General features: G+C 67.1%; 13 protein-coding genes. 4 read left to right on the plus strand and 9 right to left on the minus strand.

Annotated elements, in window-relative coordinates; all coding sequences use genetic code 11:
• Nucleotides 1-8: 8 nt before the first annotated feature.
• The 3 genes from AACH40_RS07665 to AACH40_RS07675 all read right to left on the minus strand — a co-directional run bounded on the left by AACH40_RS07665 (nt 9) and on the right by AACH40_RS07675 (nt 6,058).
• Nucleotides 9-1,505: a hypothetical protein gene (locus AACH40_RS07665; protein ID WP_338645289.1), complete on the minus strand. Its 1,497-nt coding sequence runs from the start codon at nt 1,503-1,505 to the stop codon at nt 9-11.
• 2 nt (nt 1,506-1,507) lie between these two features.
• Nucleotides 1,508-3,718: a beta-glucosidase family protein gene (locus AACH40_RS07670; RefSeq protein WP_338645290.1), complete on the minus strand. Its 2,211-nt coding sequence runs from the start codon at nt 3,716-3,718 to the stop codon at nt 1,508-1,510.
• 93 nt (nt 3,719-3,811) lie between these two features.
• Entirely contained in the window at nt 3,812-6,058 is a 2,247-nt protein-coding gene (locus AACH40_RS07675) for a TonB-dependent receptor (protein WP_338645292.1), read from the minus strand.
• A gap of 348 nt (nt 6,059-6,406) precedes the next feature.
• Between AACH40_RS07675 and AACH40_RS07680 the strand changes: the two genes are divergently transcribed.
• A complete protein-coding gene (locus AACH40_RS07680) occupies nt 6,407-7,423 on the plus strand; it encodes a LacI family DNA-binding transcriptional regulator (RefSeq protein ID WP_206069635.1) in 1,017 nt (338 codons plus the stop codon).
• Between the two features lie 2 nt (nt 7,424-7,425).
• Here the strand turns inward: AACH40_RS07680 and AACH40_RS07685 are convergent, their stop codons facing one another.
• Nucleotides 7,426-9,279, minus strand: coding sequence for a methyl-accepting chemotaxis protein (locus AACH40_RS07685; protein WP_169494216.1), 1,854 nt, complete (start codon nt 9,277-9,279; stop codon nt 7,426-7,428).
• Nucleotides 9,280-9,652: 373 nt separating this feature from the next.
• Here AACH40_RS07685 and AACH40_RS07690 point away from each other — a divergent pair, with 373 nt between their 5' ends.
• Entirely contained in the window at nt 9,653-10,717 is a 1,065-nt protein-coding gene (locus tag AACH40_RS07690) for a DUF2332 domain-containing protein (protein WP_169494217.1), read from the plus strand.
• Nucleotides 10,718-10,751: 34 nt separating this feature from the next.
• Here the strand turns inward: AACH40_RS07690 and AACH40_RS07695 are convergent, their stop codons facing one another.
• Together AACH40_RS07695 and AACH40_RS07700 are read right to left on the minus strand one after the other, a co-directional pair.
• On the minus strand, nt 10,752-12,092 hold the full coding sequence (locus tag AACH40_RS07695; protein ID WP_338645300.1) for an MFS transporter: 1,341 nt from the start codon (nt 12,090-12,092) through the stop codon (nt 10,752-10,754).
• A 118-nt stretch (nt 12,093-12,210) separates the two neighbouring features.
• Nucleotides 12,211-13,947 (minus strand): NAD(P)/FAD-dependent oxidoreductase, encoded by a 1,737-nt coding sequence (locus AACH40_RS07700; protein ID WP_338645303.1) that lies wholly within the window; start codon nt 13,945-13,947, stop codon nt 12,211-12,213.
• Nucleotides 13,948-14,127: 180 nt separating this feature from the next.
• On the opposite strand from AACH40_RS07700, the gene AACH40_RS07705 reads away from it, so the two are divergent.
• Nucleotides 14,128-14,820 (plus strand): Crp/Fnr family transcriptional regulator, encoded by a 693-nt coding sequence (locus AACH40_RS07705; protein WP_338645306.1) that lies wholly within the window; start codon nt 14,128-14,130, stop codon nt 14,818-14,820.
• Here the strand turns inward: AACH40_RS07705 and AACH40_RS07710 are convergent.
• Complete coding sequence (locus AACH40_RS07710; protein WP_338645309.1) at nt 14,814-16,463, minus strand: hypothetical protein; 1,650 nt, start codon at nt 16,461-16,463, stop codon at nt 14,814-14,816. The genes AACH40_RS07705 and AACH40_RS07710 overlap by 7 nt on opposite strands.
• Nucleotides 16,464-16,574: 111 nt before the next feature.
• A complete protein-coding gene (locus tag AACH40_RS07715; RefSeq protein WP_338645312.1) occupies nt 16,575-16,910 on the minus strand; it encodes a UrcA family protein in 336 nt (111 codons plus the stop codon).
• A gap of 206 nt (nt 16,911-17,116) precedes the next feature.
• Here AACH40_RS07715 and AACH40_RS07720 point away from each other — a divergent pair, with 206 nt between their 5' ends.
• Complete coding sequence (locus tag AACH40_RS07720; protein ID WP_338645315.1) at nt 17,117-18,808, plus strand: hypothetical protein; 1,692 nt, start codon at nt 17,117-17,119, stop codon at nt 18,806-18,808.
• Nucleotides 18,809-18,812: 4 nt separating this feature from the next.
• On the opposite strand, the gene AACH40_RS07725 is transcribed toward AACH40_RS07720, so the two are convergent.
• Complete coding sequence (locus AACH40_RS07725) at nt 18,813-19,691, minus strand: LysR family transcriptional regulator (RefSeq protein WP_338645318.1); 879 nt, start codon at nt 19,689-19,691, stop codon at nt 18,813-18,815.
• Nucleotides 19,692-19,772: the final 81 nt, after the last annotated feature.

The raw sequence follows: 19,772 nt of genomic DNA on the forward strand, positions 1-19,772 counted from the left end.
CTTGGGCTTCAGCCGATCATGCTTGCCGGCAGAACGATCGTGTTGAGCGAATCGGGCGCGAGTTCAAGGGACAGCATCCTGCCGCCGATCATGTTGCGCACGGTCAACGGCTGCGCGATGGCGTTGTTGGTCACCAGCACGAGCGAACCGTCGGGATTGCGGAAGGCAAGCTGGTCATCGAAGCCCAGGAAGCTGTCGACCGGCACGAAGCGGGCACCCGGGCGCACGAACGCGGCAAGGTGTCGGATAAGCCAATAGTCTTCGGTCAGCCGGAATGTGCCCGCCGCGGTATCCACTTCGACCAGGCTGTTCTGCGGCCAACCCCAGCCGCTCCAGCCGCCCTTGGGCATGGCCAGATTCCAGTAGGTCCACGCACTCGCGCCGTACTGGAAGTAGCGCTTGAGCGTAGCCCAGCCATAGCGGGCATAGTGCCAGTCGTTGGTGCCGACGCCACATTCCTGCTCCGAGCCCCAGAGCTCAAGCTTGGGGAAGCGTTCGGCGAGGGCGGGAAGTGCCGCCTTTCCGGCCCACTGCACGCCCAGGCCCTTGATGACCGCCGCCGCTTCCGGATGCGCCATCACCGCCGAGACGAGATCGGCGTTGCCGCGCTCGAGCGTTCCGAAGAACACGCGCACGCCCAGCCTGTCCATCTCTCGCCCCAGGAACGGGATGAACCTGGCGAGCCCTTCGGGCGTCCATGTGCAGCTCGGGAACGGTTGTGCCGAGTTGAATTCGTTCTGCGGCATCACCGTGTCGATGCGGATGCCGTCCTTGGCGTATTCCTCGACATATCGCGCGAAATAGCGCGCGTAGGCTTCGAAGTAGCGATCTTCCTGGATGAAGGAATCGGTTCCTTCCTTGCCCAGCTGGTCTGGCCGGATGCCGTTGTCGGGATTGTTGGGCCATGCCGGGGCCTGCGCATAGTGGCCCCCCTTCTTCATCCACGTCGGAGGGGACCAGGGCGAGGCCCAGACTTTCAGGTCGGGGCGTAAGGCCTTTGCCGCCTTGATATAGGGGATCAGCGTTTCGCGATCGTTGGCGACCGAGAAGTGGGACAGCGCGAAATCGCCGGGCGTTTCGTCGTAGCTGTACCATTTGCGCGAGATGTCGTTCGCCCCGATCGGCGTGCGGCATTGGCTGAAGGCGCAGCCATCATCGCCGAACAACCGCTCGAGCGCGGTGGCGCGGGCCGGTGCTGGCAAGGCCGAGAGCGCTTCCCAGCCCTTTTCACTGAAGGCACCGCCGAAGCCGGCGATCGTCTGCTTCGGCGCATCGAGCCGGATCTGCGCGCTCATCGCAAACGGATTGGCTGCTGCCGCTGTCAGTTGCGGCACTGCAACGGGGCGCCAGGGTTGCCCTGCCCGGGTCGAAAACCAGAGCGGGCCCGAACGTTCATCCGGGGTCGATCCGGTGGCCGCTCCGGCGAGACCCGGAACCGCGCTCGCCAGTGCACCTGCACCAACGAGACCGAATGCTTCCCTGCGACTGACGCCCGGGCCCGCCATGGTCAGTCCTTCCAGTTGCGTGCGGCCATCTTCACCTTGACCACAGGGCCAAGGTCCTGCGCGTTGGCGCCGAGCGCAAAGCCGTATTCGCCCGCCGGCATCGTCCAGCCGCCATCCTTCCAGTCGGCCAGCAGGCGCGGATCGATCTTGACGGTAACCTTCTGCGACGCGCCCGGCGCAAGGCTCACCCGCTGGAACCCGACGAGACGCTGCTTGGCGCCGTCCGGTCGCGACACGAGATAGACCTGCCCGACGTCATCGCCGGCAACCTTGCCCGTGTTGGTCAGGGTGAAGCTCGCGGAAAGCCCGGCAACCTTCAGCGCGTTGCGCGAGAAGGTCGTGTAGCTGAGGCCGTAACCGAACGGGAACAGCGGCTTGGCCCCGTTTCGCGCGAACCAGCGGTATCCGACGTCCGAACCTTCGACGTCGTAATCCGCGACGAGCTTGTCCTTGCCGGGCTCGGGATCGCCCGAGAAATTCGGCTCGACCCAGTCGCTTCCGTCAAGCTTGGGCCGGGGCAGCTGGTCTACGCTGGCCGGGAATGTGACCGGCAGGCGGCCACCCGGGTTGGTATCGCCGAACAGCACCGACGCGATTGCCTCGCCACCGCGCGCACCGGGATACCAGGCTTCGACCACGGCGCCGGCCTTGTCGAGCCAGGGCATCGCGACCGGGCCGCCGGTTTCGAGGACGACGATGGTGTTCGGATTGGCGGCGGCAACGGCAGCGATCAGCGCATCCTGGCCGTCCGGCAGCGACAGGTCGGGCTGGTCGAGCCCTTCGGTGCGCCATTCGGTGGCGAACACGATGGCGACTTCCGCCTGCTTGGCCTTTTCGACCGCATCGGCAATGTAGCGGCCATCGCGGAAGGTGACGGTGGCTTGCGGTGCAAGCGCCTTGATCGCCTTCAAAGGGGCAGACCGGTGGTAGGACTGCTGCATCAGCGCGGCAAACGGGCCATCACCGCCCAGCGAACGCGTGGCCGCAGGGCCTTTTTCGTCGTGGACAAGGCTTGATCCTGAGCCGGCGACCACGCCGCTGTCGGCATAGCCGCCGATCACCGCGATCGATTTGGCGGTCTTGGCCAGCGGCAGCAGGCCTTCGCGGTTCTTGAGCAGAACGATACCCTGCTTGGCGGTTTCTTCTGCCACCTGCGCGTTCTTCGCAAAGTCGATCGCGCCGCCCGGCTTGGCGGGGTTCTTGTCCAGCCCCGCGGCGTAGATCGCGGTCAGGACGCGCTTGTTCATGTCGTCGAGCCGCGCGCTCCAGGCCGGATCGGCGGCAGCCTTCGCCTTGAGCTGGTCTGCAAAGAACACGCCCTTGTCGAGCTGCTCGCCCGACTGCTGGTCCAGGCCCTTGATCGCAGCATCCAGGCCGGGGACGGCGCCCCAGTCCGACATGACGAAGCCCTTCCAGCCCCACGACTGCTTGAGCACCTTGTTCAGCAGCCAGTCGCTGGCGCAGGCCTGGTCTCCATGCACGCGGTTATAGGCGCACATGACCGAGCCGGGCTGGCCCTGCTCGATGCCGATCTGGAAGGCGAGCAGGTCGCTTTCACGCGCGGCGCCTTCGTTGATCTTGATGTCGACGTACTTGCGCCCGGTCTCCTGGCCGTTGAGCGCGAAGTGCTTGATCGTCGAGATGATGTGGTTGGACTGGATGCCGCGAATGGCCGCGCCCACCAGCATGCCAGACAGCAGCGGGTCTTCGGCAAGGTATTCGAAAGTGCGGCCGTTGCGCGGATCGCGCATCAGGTTGACACCACCGGCGAGAAGGACGTTGAAACCCTTGGCCCGCGCTTCCGAGCCGATCATCGCGCCGCCCTGATAGAGCAGCTGCGGGTTCCACGACGCGGCCTGAGCAAGGCCTGAGGGAAGGGCGGTCGCCCCGTCCTTGCGCAACCCGCCAACCCAGGCGACGCCAAGGCTGGCGTCCGTTTCGGTGAGCGCGGGTACCCCCAGCCGGGGCACGCCAGCGATATAGCCAGCGCCCGGAATCGCTTCCTTGGGCATGACTGTGCCCGGGAAGAAGGGCAGGGGCATCGGGCCGTGCGTCAGGATGACCTTCTCTTCGGCCGTCATCTGCTTGACGGTCGCAGCAGCGCGGGCCTCGGCCGCCTTCAGATCGACAGCAGGCGCTTGCTGGGCGTTTGCCGCACCGTGCGAAAGCGCGGCAAGGGCGACGCCGGCGGCAAGAATCCGGGAGAGGGTCATGCGAACTCCTTGGATGAAATCTGGAATCGGGGGTGAACCCCAAAAAATTGGGCCGCAATCCGAAGACTGCGGCCCAGTTCAGGGTGGATCTGCTTAGAACTTGACCCCGGCGCGCACGCCGTAGGTTCGCGGTGCTTCGATCGTCACACCGGCGCCAAGACCCGACGCGGCATGCGCGATCGTGATGTTGTCTTCGATGTTCTTCACGAAGCCCTGAACATAGTAACGGTCGTTCGGGGCGGTGTAGGTGATCGTCGCGTCGGTCTTGGTGAAGGCCGGCTGACGGAACTGCGACAGGTTGTTCAGATCGAGAATGAAGTATTCCGAGCTGAGGCGGCTGCGCACGCCGAGGTCCAGCTTGCCCGCGTCTCCAAGGACGATCGTGTGGGTCCAGGCGGCCGTCGCGACATGCTTGGGAGCATGGTCGAGCAGGGCGCCGTTGAAGTTGAAGCTCGGATACGCGACCGGGTTGGGCGTGAAGTTGGTGTAACGCGAATTGGTGTAGGTGTAGCCCAGATCGAAGCGGTCGTTGTCGCCCGGCTGCAGGGTGGCTTCAAGCTCAAGCCCGTCGACCTTGGCCTTTGCGGCGTTGCTGATGAGCGTGGCCGGGATCGGAACCGTCACGACCTGGCTGACCTGCAGCTTGTCGTAGTCGTAGTGGAACAACGAAGCGTTGAGCCGGAACGCGTTCGAGAAGCGGAGCTTTGCACCAACTTCGTACGAGGTCAGGTTCTCGGGGTTGTAGTACAGCGCAGCTGCCGTCAGCGAACAGCCCACGCCGCTTCCGGTCACGCAGCCGTCGTTGAAGCCGCCCGCCTTGTAGCCGGTGGAAACGTTGGCATAGAACAGGCCGAGGCCCGGCGCATCGTAGTCGACGCCCACCTTCCAGATGGTCTTGTTCCAGGTCTTCTTGGCAATGTTTTCGTTGAGCGTGCAGCGCAGCGCGCCGCAGAACGACGATGCCACCGTGGGGAAGTCAAGGACCGTGGCACCGTTCCGCGACTTGAAGTCGTTGGTGTAGCGCACGCCACCCGTCACGTGCAGGTCCGACGTCAGGTCATAGGTGACCTGGCCGAACACGGCCTTCGAACGCGAAACGGTCGGGCCCTGCGGGAAGGCGAAGCCAGTCGCGCCGGCGACGACGAGGCTCGACAGCGGGGCACCCAGGTTGAATTCAAGGTCGGACTTTTCGTGGAAGTAATAGCCACCGACCTGACCGTGCAGCGGCGAGCCCTGACCGAACGCCAGACGCAGTTCGTGGCTGTCCTGCTTGAAATGGCCGAAGAAGAACGCGGGATTGTTGAGCGCGCTGAACAGCAGCAGGTTGCGCGTGTCGTCACGGTCGGTCTTGCGATACGAACCGAGGTAGGTCAGCTGGACCGGACCGAAATCATAGGTGAACTCACCCATGATGCCGTAGGCCTTGTTGTTGCGCCAGTTCCGATAGGTGGGGTTGACGGTGAGCAGGCGCTGTTCATCGCTGCTGCGATTGACATAGACCGGGTTGTTGGTTGGGGTCACCGTCGCGGGATCGAAGAAACGATCAAGCGTGACGAGATTGCCGTTCGTGCCGGTGCCACGGGTCTGCGTGTAGTCGCCGCGAATGACGAACTTGAGATTGCCGGTCTCGCCACCGAACGAGAGACGGCCCGACAGCACGTCGCGGAACGGGTTCAGTCGCGAAGACGCGCCTTCGACGGTGTAGTACGGGTCCTGGCGCTGATAGTTGGCGGCAGCACGGATGCCGAGGCCGTTGCCGAGCCCGACGTTGACCATGGCGGATGCATCGACGGTGTTCAGGTTGCCGTAGCTTGCATCGACCGAGGCGTGGAAGGCATCGACCGGCCGGTTGGCGATGACGTTGATCACGCCCGCCGTGGTGTTGCGGCCATAGAGCGTGCCCTGCGGCCCGCGCAGGACTTCGACGCGCTCGACGTCGTAGAAGCTGCCCAGCGTGTCGGCGGGGCGGGCGATGTAGATGCCGTCAAGCAGGAAGGCGGCCGAAGGGTCACCCTTTTCGGTGGTGTCGGTGCTGGTCACGCCACGGATCGAGATGCGAACGGCATCGCCGCTTTCGGTCAGCGCAAGGTTCGGAATGGCGGTGGTCAGTGCGCGCGCGTCCGTGATGCCCGAGCTCTTCAGGCCGTCGCCGGTAATGGCCGAAAGCGTGATCGGGGTCTTGGACAACAGGGTCGACTGGCGGGTCGCCGTCACCACGATGTCGCCGGTCGGCACGGCATCGGCGCTCTGCTGCGCGGTGGTCTGCGCTGCATCCTGGGCGTAGGCCGGCGCGGAAAGCGCGATCGCCGAGACCAGGCAGGCGGTCTTGATAAGCTTCATTGGTTGTTCCTCCCTTGGCTGTCGACGGCTCGCAAGCCGCCAAACCATCGCTCCCCACGAGCGATCGAAACGGTCAGGCAGCTCGTCGGCGGAGGTCCGGACGTGGCGAGATGCGGTCGCATCGCCATGCCGGGATAGGGGCTGTCCTCTCCATCGACGGACTGTCTCGTCCGCTTCGAGCGAGGGTCTTGATGCCGATTGGCAACGCTGTCAAGATTGCGCTGTCAATTGCTGTCCTTTTTCGCAGGGTGGGTGACGGCGGCCCCACAAGCGGCCATAAGATGAACCATGAAGAGGATCATGAAGGCTAAAATCGAATCCGATTTGGCGGGTGCCGGGCATGCAACCATGCAGGATGTCGCGCGTCATGCGGGGGTTTCGCTCAAGAGCGTGAGTCGCGTGGTAAATCGGGAACCACACGTTTCCGAAAAGCTCCGCATGAAGGTCGAAGCCGCGATCGCGGACCTCAACTATATTCCTGATATCGCTGCGCGCTCGCTCGCAGGATCGCGCACGTTCATCATCGGCCTGCTGTTCGACAATCCCAGTCCGAACTACACCATGAAGCTGCAGGCCGGGGTTTACCGCGCCTGCACCGAGCATGGCTATCATCTGCGGATCGACAACGTGGATTCGTCGTGTTCGCCGGCGGTGCTCGAATCGCGGCTGGATGCCATCGTGCGCAACAGCCGTTGCGACGGCTTCGTCCTCACGCCGCCGCTGACGGACAATCCGCAGGTCCTCGATTTCTTCGACGCACGTGGCGTTCGTTACGTTCGCATTGCACCCTCGGTCGAGGTGGACAGATCGCCCGGCGTGCTGATCGACGATGAGGCTGCCGCAGGCAGCGTTGCCAGATACCTGTGGGACCTGGGACACAGGCGTTTCGGGCTGGTCACTGGCCCGGTCGAGCACGGTGCCGCGGCAAAGCGACGCGCCGGTTTTCTCGACATGCTGTCGGGACTCGGCCTAACCGAACCGGTGGCCGAAGCCGCCGGTGGTTTCTCGTTCGAAGGCGGGATCACGGCCGGTCAGCAGCTGCTCGCCGCGCAGCACAAGCCGACGGCCATCTTCGCGACCAACGACGATTCGGCCGCGGGCGTGATGGTGGCTTGCAGCCAGGCGGGCGTGGCGGTTCCAGCCGACTTGTCGCTGTGCGGGTTCGACGACAGCTGGATCGCCAAATCGGTGTGGCCATACCTCACCACGATTTCACAACCGATCGAGGAAATGGGGCACGCGGCGGCGACCTTCCTGCTCGATCGACGTGATTCCCAGCCGGCGTTGCGCACTTTGCAATTTCATCTGGTCCAGCGCGACTCGGTCGCCGCCCCGGCCCAGGAGAAATCGACCTCGGTCGCCTGACGTCAGAACTCCGACCAGTCCTCGGCGAGCGCCTGGCTGCTGCGGCTGACCGCGGGGCGAGCCACCGGAGAGACGGGGGGCGGGGGCGTGAACGCGACGACTGCGGGTGCGCGATCGCCGATCGCGCGGCCGGGCAGGGCGCCCGGCTTGGGCGCGCTGTCGCCGATGCGGAAGCTCGCGAACGTCTTCGACAGGTGCGATGCTTCCTGCGTCAGGTTCTTGGTCGCGGCATTCGTTTCCTCGACCATCGCGGCGTTCTGCTGCGTCATCTGGTCCATTGCGCTGATCGATTCGCTGATCTTGCGCAGCGCAACCGACTGTTGGCCCGCCGTGTCCGCGATCGTGGAGATCGACATCGTCACCGTGCCGACCTGGCCGATGATCGTCTCGAGCGCCTCGCCCGTTTCGTTGACGAGCGCAACGCCCGCGCGAACGTGCTGCGTCACTGCTTCCACCCGCTGCTTGATCGCGCTGGCAGCTTCGGTCGCCCGCAGAGCAAGTGCGCGGACTTCCGAGGCGACGACGGCGAAGCCCTTGCCGGCTTCACCTGCTCGCGCTGCTTCTACACCGGCGTTGAGCGCCAGCAGGTTGGTCTGGAACGCAATCCCGTCGATCATCGCGGTGATGTCGGAAATCTCGGCGCTGGCGCGGTCGACCTTGTCCATCGCGTCGATCGCCTTGGTCACCACCGCGCCGCCGGTCTGGGCATGGCCGCGCGCTTCGACCATCGAGGTGCTGACGTCGGCGGCGATCTTGGCGTAGTCCTCGATCTGGCGGGTGAGCGAGTCCATCTCGTTCGACGATGCCTGCAGGCTGGCGGCCTGCATCTCGCTCCGGCTGGCGAGGTCCGTGGTTGCCTGGCGGATTTCGTTGGAAGTCAGGTCGATGTTGCCGATGCTTTCCTGCACCTGGCCCATCGCTTCGCACAGGCGCGACATGGCGTCGTTGAAATCGCGGGCCACGGGTTCGAACGCCGGCGGCACATCGGTGACGCGCACCGAAAGATCCGCCATCGCCACCGCGTGCAGGTTGTCGCCGATCTTGGCCATCGCCGCTTCGCGATCGGCCACGGCCCGTTGCCGGTCGATGGCGGCATCGCGGAAGTATTCCACCGTGCGGGCCATGTCGCCCAGTTCGTCGGTGCGCTCGGTGCCCGGCACGACCACCGCGTTGTTGCCGTCGGCAAGCGCAGTCATCGTCTGGGTTAGCTGCCCGATCGGGGTCGCCAGCGATTGCGCCAGCTTGCGTGACAGCAGCACGGCCAGCGCGATCATCGTCGCACCGCCCAGCACCAGCGCGATCCACGCGAAGAACACGGCGCGTTCCTGCGATGCGGTGTCGGAATCGATCTCGGCCTGCTGCGCCTTGCGCAGGTCGCGCAGCGGGGTGACGGCATCGCTCACCAGCACGGCCTTGCCCCCGGCGCGGATCGCGGCGACGGCGTCGTCAAGATGGCCGGCCTTGACGGTTTCGATCGAGCGGTCGCCCCAGGCCTGGCGCCACTTGGCGGTTTCCTCGCGCGAGGTGCGGACCAGCGCCTGGCGCGCGGGATCGGTCAGCCGCGCCTCCAGCTGCTGCGACGTCTTGTCGTAGTCGTCACGGCCTTCGTAGTACGACTTGAGGTAGCTCTCATCCGCCGTGACCAGATAGCCGCGCATCTGGCTGTTCTGGCGCAGCAGCGCGGTCTCCAGCGTCAGCGCATCGGCCAGGATCGACTGGCTTTCCGTGTTGCGGACCGCGATGCGCGAAATCATCGCCAGGCTGATGCCGAAGACCAGCATCATCGCCACCGCGGAGATGATCACGGCCACGAACGACATGCCAAGCCGGCGGGGAATGTTCATGCGATCGAACACGATGCACCTTTGTTTTCTAGAGTATCCGCACGAGAGCGCGTGGGCAGGATCGGGGTCAGGGGTCCGGGATCGGAGCGCGGATCCTTCAGGGCAGGCGAGTGCCGAGTCGGCGAATGCCGGGTCCGCGGGCCGGATCGCTCACCCTGTCGCCGGTGGATAGTGCCATGCTGCCATCTGCATCCTCGCTGGAGATTGGCCGTCATGCATAAGGGCGCAGATTAAAGCCGGCGGATATCGGCAAGTATGCATTTTATCTTAGTATTCGTGATGGGAAACGGGTGATTACCGCGCAAGCGGGGCTTCTGCGTAGCGCCGGTTATTCAAATATGCACCGCGGCACCGATAGCTTTCCGTTGAATTTCAGTGGGACGCCATGGGTATACTTGCAAATCTGACCTCGGCGACCGCGCAGGAGTGGACAGGGATCGATCTTCGGCGGCAAGCCGATTTCATGCGCCAGCAGCACGCGCCGTTCTCGGCCCGCGTCATGGATGCAGCGGCGATCCATCTGCCCCAGGCTCCATTCTGCCTGTCGATGTTCGAAGGCTGGTCCGGCGATCGCCGCTCCGCCGCGCTGCCGCTGCGGCTGCTCGCCGGCTTGCACAACCTGGCGCGCCGGGGCGTCGTCCCCGAACTGTCCGCCGCGTTCGCCACGCTCGATCCCGATTGCGAACAGGCGGTCGCCCTGGCTCTGGCGACAGGCGATGCCATGATCGCGCCATGGCTGATGCGCCCGACGCAGACCAACGAGGTGGCGCGCAGTGCCGCGACGATGGCGGCGCTGCGGGTCGTGGCGGGGCGCTTCCGGCTGCCCATCCACCTGCATGAAATGGGCGCGAGCGCGGGGCTCAACCTGCTGCTCGATGGCTATGCGTTCGATCTGGGCGGCGTGCGCGCGGGCGATCCGGCGAGCCCCCTGGTGATCCGCCCGCGCTGGTCCGGGCAGGCCCCGCGCGGTGCGCAGCCCACCATCGTGCAGGCCTGCGGGGTCGATCGCACGCCGCTCGATTTCCGCGATCCCGGCGATTGCGAACGACTGTTTTCCTATGTCTGGCCCGATCGCGCGGAGCGGTTGCGCCGGCTGCGCCTGGCGATCCAGCTCGCCCGGCATCGCACCGTCGATCTTCAGGCCGGCAGCGCGGTGGAATGGCTGCGCGACAAGCTGGCCGCACCGCGCACCGGCGGCGTCGTCCAGTGCATCGTCCACACCATGTTCCACCAGTATCTCGGCGACGAGGACAAGGCAGACGTCGAGGCGATCTTCGCAGAGGCGGGGGCAGCAGCGACCGAGGCCGCGCCGCTGGCCCGCATTTCGCTCGAATGGACGCCATCGCGCAGCGTGGTGGAGCTTGTCCTCACCACCTGGCCCACCGGCACGCGCGAGGTGCTGGCCCATGCCCACCCCTATGGCGCGTGGATCCGCTGGCTCGGCGACTGACGCTCCGGGCGGCCGAGCCTTCCGGCGGCCCCGATCAGGCGCGCCGCCCTTCCTTGACCCACAGCACCGACAAGGCGGCGAGGATCAGCGCAACGCCGCATAGCGTCAGCATCTGTCCGGGATCGCCGCCCAGCAGCTTGCCATATAGCCCGAAGCCCAGCGTCACGAAGCCGAGGTCGAGCGAGCTCATCAGGATCGAGAAGAGCATCATCGGGATGACGATCATCATGTTGAAGATGCCCATGTACACGCCGGTCCGCTCGGCCGGGATCGAGCTGGCGAGGATGGCGTAAGGGTTGCCCATGATGCTGCCCCAGGCAAAGCCGACCCCGGCGGCGGGCAGGAACAGCAGGGCCTTGTCGGCGATGTGGGGCAGCGCGATCATGCCGATACCGCCCAGCGTCAGGCACAGCGCGTGGACGATGCCCGGGCCAAGCCGGCGCACCAGCGGCACCATGGCAAAGGCCACCACGAACGCCACCGCGTTGTAGAACGCCGCCACTTCGCCATTGGTCAGCACCGCGCTGTGGAACGCGGGCGACTGCGCATCGGCCGTGGCATAGACGGTGCGGCCGATCGAGTAGGTGACGTACGTCCAGTATCCGTACATGCCGAACCACTGGAACAGGCTCATCACCCCCAGCTTGCGCATCGCGCGCGGCATTTCCACGATGGCCTCGCCGATTTCGGCAAGCGTCGCCGCCGCGCCGCGCGGGGCGGCCGCGATCCGCGCCTGTTCCTCCGTCCCCAGCGGCAGCTCGGGCACGCGCAGCACCGACCACAGGATCGTCGAGAGCGACAGCACCGCGCCGAAGATGAAGACGACGTGCACGGTATAGGGGATGTTGTGATCGTCGACCCAGTCCTTGCTCATGCCCAGCGCGACGAGCAGCGACGGGGTGAGGTAGGCGAGCATCTGGGCCAGCCCGGTGAACGCGCTCTGCGACAGGAACCCGAACTGGCGCTGGTCGGGATCGAGCCGGTCCGAGACATAGGCGCGATAGGGTTCCATCGTGATGTTGTTGCCGGCATCCAGCAGCCAGAGCAGCGACACCGCCATCAGCAGCGACGAGGAGAACGGCATGGCCAGCAGCCCCGCCGCGCACAGCACCGCGCCCGCCACGAAGTAGGGGGTGCGCCGGCCCCAGCGGCTCTGCGTCCGGTCGGACATCGCGCCGATCAGGGGCTGGATCAGCAGGCCGGTGACCGGACCGGCAAGGCTCAGGATCGGCAGCGCTGCCTCGTCCGCGCCGAGGTAGCTGTAGATCGGCCCCATGTTGCCCTGCTGCAGGCCGAAACTGAACTGCAGCCCCAGGAACCCCAGGTTCATCTCGAGGATGCGCCACCATGGCAGGTGCGGTCGACCCGTGCTCATTGCTCTCTCCCAGCCTTATCCCGTTTTGCAGGATAACTGGCACAGCTCCAAGCGTTTGGCAATCGTTTGCGGAAAGGGCGCGCGCGTCCTGCCTGCGGGGGCAGCGACGCTGGCGGGGTCAGGCGGGTTCGGGCAGCAGCCCTTCGTAGTGGGCCTTCAGCTGCATGCCCAGCAGGCGGCAATAGAAGCGCGCCTGCGACAGGTTCCCGCCCATGAACCACAAGCCATCCTGCGCGGTGGGCTTCCACATGTTGCGCAGCTCGCCCTCCCACGGGCCGGGGTCGCCCTTGAAGCCAGAGCCATAGCCCCAGCACCTGCCGACCTTTTCCGCCACGTCCTCGCCGATCAGCCGGGCCACCCACTGCTCCATCGCGCCGAAGCCTGTGGCATAGATGATGATGTCGGCATCAAGGTGCGTGCCGTCGGCGAATTCGACGCCGGTTTCGGTGATGCGGCTGATCTCGGTCCCGGTCTTTAGCGCGATGCGTCCGTCCGCGATCATCGCGCTGGCGCCCACGTCGATGTAATAGCCCGACGCCGACCGCAGGTACTTGGCGGCGATCCCGGCGCCGTCTTCGGCGAAATCGAGCCGGAAGCCAGCCCGTTCGAGCCCGGCGTAGAAGTCCTTGTCGCGCTCGCGCATCATCTTCCACGCCTCGCGGTTGCCCGCTTCCATCAGCCGCAGCGGCAGCGAGGCGACCATCATGTCGGCCGTCTCGGTCGTCACGCCTTCGTCAACGGCTTCCTGCGAGAACAGCGGCCGCATCATCACCTCGCTCATTGTCGACTGGCGGATGATGTGGGTGGAGGATCGCTGCACCATCGTCGGCAGCGCGCCGTGATCGACCAGGTCGGCGCAGATGTCGTGTGCGCTGTTGTTGGCCCCGATCACCACCACGCGCTTGCCGGCAAGGCCTTCGCCGCCCTTGTGCGCGCTCGAATGGTACTGGGCCCCGCGGAAGCTTTCCTGTCCCTCGATCGTGGGCACCACGGGGAACCCGGCATTGCCCACCGCCATCACCAGATGCGCCGGGCGCAGCTCGATCTCCTCGCCCTCGCGCCGGATCTTCGCGATCCAGGTGCCCTCGGCCTCGTTGCGTTCCGCCCGGACGAGTTCGGTCTCGGTCCAGACGTTGACCTCCATGATCGCGGCATAGTGCTCCAGCCAGTCGCCCATCTTGTCCTTGGGCGTGTAGGCCGGCCAATGTTCGGGGAAGGGCAGGTACGGCATGTGGTCGTACCACACCGGATCGTGCAGGGTCAGCGACTTGTAGCGCGATCGCCACTGGTCGCCCACCCGCGGATGCTTGTCGATCAGCAGGTGCGGCACGCCCAGCAGGCGCAGCGTGGCCCCGATCGCCAGCCCGGCCTGCCCAGCGCCCACGACGAGGACATAGGGTTGCACCTCGCGCCCGATGGCGGCCTGTTCGGCGCGCAACCGGTCCTGCCAGTTGGGCCCCGTCGGATCATGTTCCGCGCCGCTCGGCCGGCGGTGGCCGAACGGGAATTCGTGCCCCCGCAGATCGCGCAGCACGGTCAGGAAGGTCAGCGCCACGCCATCGACCAGGCGGAGATAGCCCCTGGCCTGCCCGCTCGCGGTCTCGAACGAAAAGAAGCCCTCGCTCGCACCCTGGGCTGCCTCGCTGGTCCAGTTGCGGGCCTGCGTGATCTTGGCGCGGCGGGCGGCGAAGGCCGCAATCGCCTCGCGCCCTTCGTGCGTTGCCAGCGTCCAGTCGAAGGCCAGGAAATCGCGCCACAGGCCGTGCGGCGCGAAATGGGCGGCAACCGCCGCATCATCGCCCGAATCCAGCGCGCCCGAAAACGATTCCAGCCATTCCGCAACGTCGCTTGGCATTTTCTCTCCGATTTTTATGGCCTGTTTTCCGGCAGCTTCATGACCGCATAGCCTTCCTCTGAACACCGGGGAAATAGCGTAATTGCTAGGCGGAGTGTCAACGCCGCCTAGGGCCCGACCGCACCACTTGTCCGCCCCTTCGCAACGCGATAGCCTCCGCCCTCGAAGGGGGGCGGGACAGTGCAGCACACCACGACGGCGACCAACGTCCCTACCGACGGCCTGCACGCCATTGTCCGCCGCACGTTCGGATGTTCCGAAGACCTTGCCGGCGTCATCGCCGGTCGCGCCCGCGTTCGCGCGCATCGGCCGCGCAGCACGATCGTCGCGGGCGAAAGCGAGGCCGATCACGTCCACCTCGTCGTCGATGGCCACGCCCGGATGATCGCCATCGCGATGGAAGGGCGCGCCAGCGTGATCGAGGACTACGTCGATGGCGACCTGTTCGGCGAACGCGGCCTGTTCGGCGAAGCGCGTTCGGCGCACGATGTCGTGGCCGTGCGCCATTCGCAGATCGGCGCCTTTGCCAACGGCGATTTCCTGTCGCTGATGAACACCTACTCGGCCGTGGCGCTCGCCGTTTCGCGCCTGCTGGTGGCTCGGCTCGATCAGGCGCAGCGGCGGCTTGCCGAAGGATCGACCCTGTCGGTGCGCGGCCGCGTCTGTGCCGAAATCCTGCGCCTTGCCCGCAGCGGCGATGGCGTGAAGATCGCTCCGGCGCCCGTGCTCGCGCAGCTGGCGTTGAGCGTGGACAGCACGCGCGAGACGGTTTCGCGCACGATCTCGCAGCTGGAAAAGAAGGGCCTGATCCGGCGCGACGAGGGTGCGCTTAGCATCGTTTCGGCGCGCAGGCTCGAAGAACTGGTCTATTGAGCTGCGCGCACCGCGAACAGCGGCGCTTCGTCCAGCATCCCCACCTCCTCGATTTCCATCTGTTCGGCGCAATTGACGCTGGCGGCGGCGGCAAAGGCTTCGGTCGCGACCAGCACCCCCGGCAGCGCCCGGCGCGACAGCGCGTCGAGTTCGGCCACCGCATTGCCGACCAGCGCATCGGGATCGCGCAGCCGGTGGGCAAGGCCATAGTGGCCAACGATGCGCAAGCTTTCGGCAGCGCCCCCGGCATCGAGCAGGCGGGCGGCGTGGTGCCAGGCGGCGTCGGGATCGGCAAAGGCAACGATGCGCGCGTTGCCTGCGGGCAGCAGCAGGTCGGGGCGCGGCTCGATCCGCGCGGCGCGGGCGCGGAAGGGTTCGACCACGCGATCGAGCGCATCGGCAAAGGCGTTGTCGTCCAGCTGGTCGAGCCCTTCGAAGCCGATCTGCAGCATCGCGATCAGCTGCAGGTCGCGGCGCCCTTCGGGGGCCTTCGCGCCCGATGCGGTGACCGGGGCGGAGCGGGGCACGCGCAGGCACACCTGGCCGGAACCGCCGGTGCCGCGCCCGTCCTTCCAGCGCTCGCCCATGTAGCGGGTGTTGAGCCCCAGGCCGAAGGGGCCTTCGCCATCGTCGATCACCAGCAGCTGGCGTGCCTCGGTCTGCAGACGGCGGGCATGGACGCGGGCGGCGCCCATCGCCACGTCGGCGGCAAGCCGTGTCGCCAGCGGTTGGTAGCCGCCATCGATCGTGGTCACCCAGCGCAGGCTCGTCGCGCGCTCGACCGCGTCGGCAAAGCGCCGTTCCCAGGCCGGGCCATAAGGCGTGACGGATTGCGCGCGAAAGGTATCGGGGGGCGTCGGCAGCACCACGTGCAGGTCGGCCCCCTGTTCGAGCAGCACTTCGGCGACGACGAGGTCCGCCCCGGCCGCCAGCGCGCCGAACCCCGCGCCGATGTTTTCATCGCCGATGACGGCAGCCACGCGTTCTCCCAGCACCGCCGCCGCGCTTTCCGCCACGCCGAGATGGCCAGCAAAATGCAGCGCGCGGGTGGGGCGATAGGCATCGAGCCAGGCGGCGTCCTCGCCCGCGGCGGCAAGGATCAGCGCTAGGCGCCGCATCGTCGCGGCATGGTCTTCGGGATCGTCGCGCGATAGCGCGGCGGCCTTGGCCAGCTGCGCTTTGGCCCCGGCAGTGTCGCTCAGCAGCAGCAGCGCCTCGGCCCGCGCTGCCGCAAGCCAGCTCGGCGTTTCCTGCAATGCCCCGCCGCCATCGAGCGCGGCGAGCAGCGCGCGGGCCAGCTCCTGCGCGCGCTCGCGCTCTCCGGCAAGCCAGGTCATCGTGGCCTGGTTGATCTGGCTATAGGCCTGCGGATCGAGCGTGTTGGCGGCGGCGAAAGCGGCGGCCGCCTCGGCAAACAGGCGCGGCTTGTGGTCCTGGGGGGCCTGCAGCGCGCGGTCGCGGGCAAGCCGTCCGGCAACCGCCAGCGCAGCGGCATCATCGGTGGCAGAGCCGAAACCGCCGGCCTCGAACAGCGCGGTCGCATGGCCCAGCGCACCCGCTCTCGCTGCGGTAACCACCTGCGCCAGGGTCGGCGCTCGCTGCGCGATTTTCATGAGCGCGCGGTATGCCGGAAGAAGGGCCATTGTGCAAACACGCCTGGGTTGAAGCAGCCCGGAATCGTGCTGGACGGGAAAGCGGGCTGGTGCTTTCCCGTCCAGTTGCCGGACCGCCCGGTCCGGCAATCGCTCTGGCCGTCAGTTGCCGACCGGCAGCGTGCGCGGCGTGGCGGCGGCGAGCGCCTGGCCATTGGCGTTCTTCTGCGCTTCGAGCTTGGCAAGCTGGGCCTGGGCCCCTGCCTTGGCGCGGCGGTAGCAATCGCGGGCAGCGCGCACTTCGGCCATGCTGAGGTCGGCGGGCTTGCACACTTTGCGCGCGGCGATCTCGATCTGCGCCTGTGCCTGCGCAAGGGTGAGCCGTTCGGTGTTGATCGCCTGGCTGCCGGTTGCTTCGTAAGCCTGGGCGAAAGCGCCTGCCGGGGCGGCGACGATCAGCGCGGCGATCAGGGCGGGGCGGAAGAAGGTCTTGGTCATCGTGCGTCTCCTGGGTCCTTGGGGCCGGGGTTGTTTCCCTCGACAAGGAGACGTCTACGCCGGTGCGATTCGCGCTGCGCGTGACGGTGGTCACGCTTTTGCCGGCGATCGTTTTTTCCACGCCCGATACGCAGCGAGCGGGCTTTATCTCGCCCGCCGCTGGGTTAAGGAGTGATGGTTCACGAACCCGTTGCGAAAGGTTGGAGATGGCCGGCGCTGCGCTTGTCCGGATTGGCGTCACGGGTCATCGCCCCCGGCTGCTGGACCAGTGCGATCCCGCCGACCTTTGCACCCGCATTACCGCCACGATGCGCGCCCTCGCCGCGCAGCTGGCCCCTGATGCCGCCATTACGCTGGTTTCGTGCGGCGCTGCCGGGGCGGACCAGCTGGCCGCGCGCTGCGCGCTCGATCTGGGCTGGCGGCACGAGCTGGTGATTCCGTTTGCACCCGCCGACTTCGCGCTTGATTTTGCGCAAGGGGCAGAGCGCGCGCAGTTCGACGCAACGCTGGCAGGCGCTGCCCGCACCTTCGCGCTCGATGGCGCGCGCTCCGATGCGGATGCCGCGGCGCAGGCGTACGAGCGCGCGGGCCGGGTCATGCTGGCGCAGTCGGACATCGTCATCGCTATATGGAACGGCGGGCCCGCGGCCGGGATCGGCGGCACCGGGCAGATCGTTGCCGAAGCGGTGGGCGACGGCATCCCCGTCGTGCATGTGCCGACCACGCCCGCCGCCGCGCCGGTGCTGCTGTGGGGAAGCGGCGGGCAAGGCGATGCGGGCGGCGATACCCTGCAGACCGTGGCGCGCCTTCCGCTCGAACGGATCGGCGATGTGCTGCGCGCGCTACCGGGCGTCGCGTCGGCGCCAGCGCCGCAAGGCAGCGATGCGATGGGCCTGCGGGCGCGCCTCCTCGCCGTGCCCTATCGCCTGATGCTGAGCCTGACCCGCGCGCGTGATGCCCCAGCGGGCGGGGCGGCCCACGCCGAACTGCCGCTCGCCCCCGAAATTGCCGAGCCGTTCACCCGCGCCGACCGGACCGCCAGCGCGGCGGCATCGGCGTTTCGCGGGGCCTATGTCGCGAACTTCACGCTCGCTGCCGCAGCGGTGCTGGTCGCGCTGTCGGGGCTGCTGTTCCCGGTGGGGTTCAAGCCGGTGCTGCTCGCCACCGAGTTGGCGCTGATCGGCTGCATCCTCGCCATCACGCGGATCGGCACGCGCGAAGACTGGCACCGCCGCTGGATGGAAAGCCGGCAACTGGCAGAGCGGCTCCGCTGCCTGGGCGTGGCGGCGCGGCTCGGCGAACTTGGGCTGCGCGCGCACGGGGCAAGGACCGCCGCCGATGTGCAGGCCAGCGCCAGCGCCGTTGCGCGCGCGGTCGGCCTGCCCGATGTCCGCGTCGATCGCCCCTGGCTGGAAGGGGTGCGGGGCGATCTCCTGCTGCTGATGGCAAGCCAGCGCGCCTATTTCGCGCGGGAAAGCCGCACGATGCACCGGCTCGATCATCGTCTCCATCGCGTCGGGCTGCTGCTGTTTGCCGCCACCGCGCTGGTCTGTGCCGGGTTCCTTGGGTGGGAGGCGCTGCTCGGCCTTCACCTTGCGCGGATGGACGAAGAGGCGCTGCACCATGCGGCGGTGTGGGTCACCGTGGCGACCGCCGCGTTCCCGGCGCTGGGCGCCGCGCTCCACGGCATCCGCATGCAGGGCGATTTCGCCGGGGTGGCCGATCGCAGCCACACGACGGAGCGCGAACTTGCCCGGCTCGAACAGGCGATCCTGGCCGAACCGGTCGAATTCGACCGGCTGCTGCTGCGCGTGCGCCGGGTCACCGCGCTCCTGACCGACGATCTCGACAGCTGGACCCACGCCTATCGCGGGCGTCCGCTGGTGCTGCCGGGGTGATCCTTCAGGCGATCAGCGCAGGCAGCCGCCGTTCCAGCAAGTCGATCAGCGCGCGCACCTTGGGCACGGCGAAGCGGCGCTGGGGATAGACCGCCCAGATCGGTTCGGGCAGATCGTCGAAGGCATCGAGCACCGGGATCAGCGAACCCGCCGCGATGGCATCCTGCACATAGAACGCGGGCAGCTGGCACAGGCCCATCCCGCCCTGCGCCGCGCGCATCACCGCCACCCCGCTGTTGCAGCGCAGCCGCCCGGTGGGCACGATGCTGAGCCGCTGCCCGTCGACACGAAAGTGCCAGTTGGTGTTGGTGCCCACCAGACACTGGTGCGCCGCGAGGTCCGAAGGATGCGCAGGGTGGCCGGCTTGCGCCAGGTACGCGGGCGCGGCGCAGGTCACCAGCGTGCGTTCGGCCACCTGCCGCGCGGCGAGGCGCGCATCGACCGGGCTGCCGGTGCGGATCGCGATGTCGAAGCCTTCGCTGACCAGATCGACGATGCGGTTCGTTGTCTCCAGCGTCACCGAAAGCCCGGGATGGTCGTGCAGGAATTCCTCCACCACGGGCGCCACGAAGCGCTCCCCGATGGCGACGGACGACGTAAGCCGCACTTCGCCGCGCATCTCGCCCTGCGCGCGCAGCTGGCGCAGCGCCTCGTCACGCTCCTCGATGATCCGGCGGAATTGCTCGACGATCGAGCGGCCCGCATCGGTCAGCGCCACCGAACGCGTCGTGCGCTCGAACAGGCGCAGGCCGAGCCGTTCCTCGAGCCGTGCGACCGCCCGGCTGATCATCGAGGTGGATTCGCCCAGGCGCCGTGCGGCGGAAACGAAGCTCCCCGTGTCGGCAATCGCCACCACTTCGTCGAGCCCGTCCCATCGCGACACCGCATTGTCCCCAGATTGCAAAAGTGAAAATCGGATTTCACGGTTTATCGCAGGGCCGCAGCAATGTTAAGCGGCCCGCAT

It is taken from the genome of Novosphingobium olei (assembly GCF_037076535.1).
Taxonomy (GTDB): Bacteria; Pseudomonadota; Alphaproteobacteria; order Sphingomonadales; family Sphingomonadaceae; genus Novosphingobium; species Novosphingobium olei.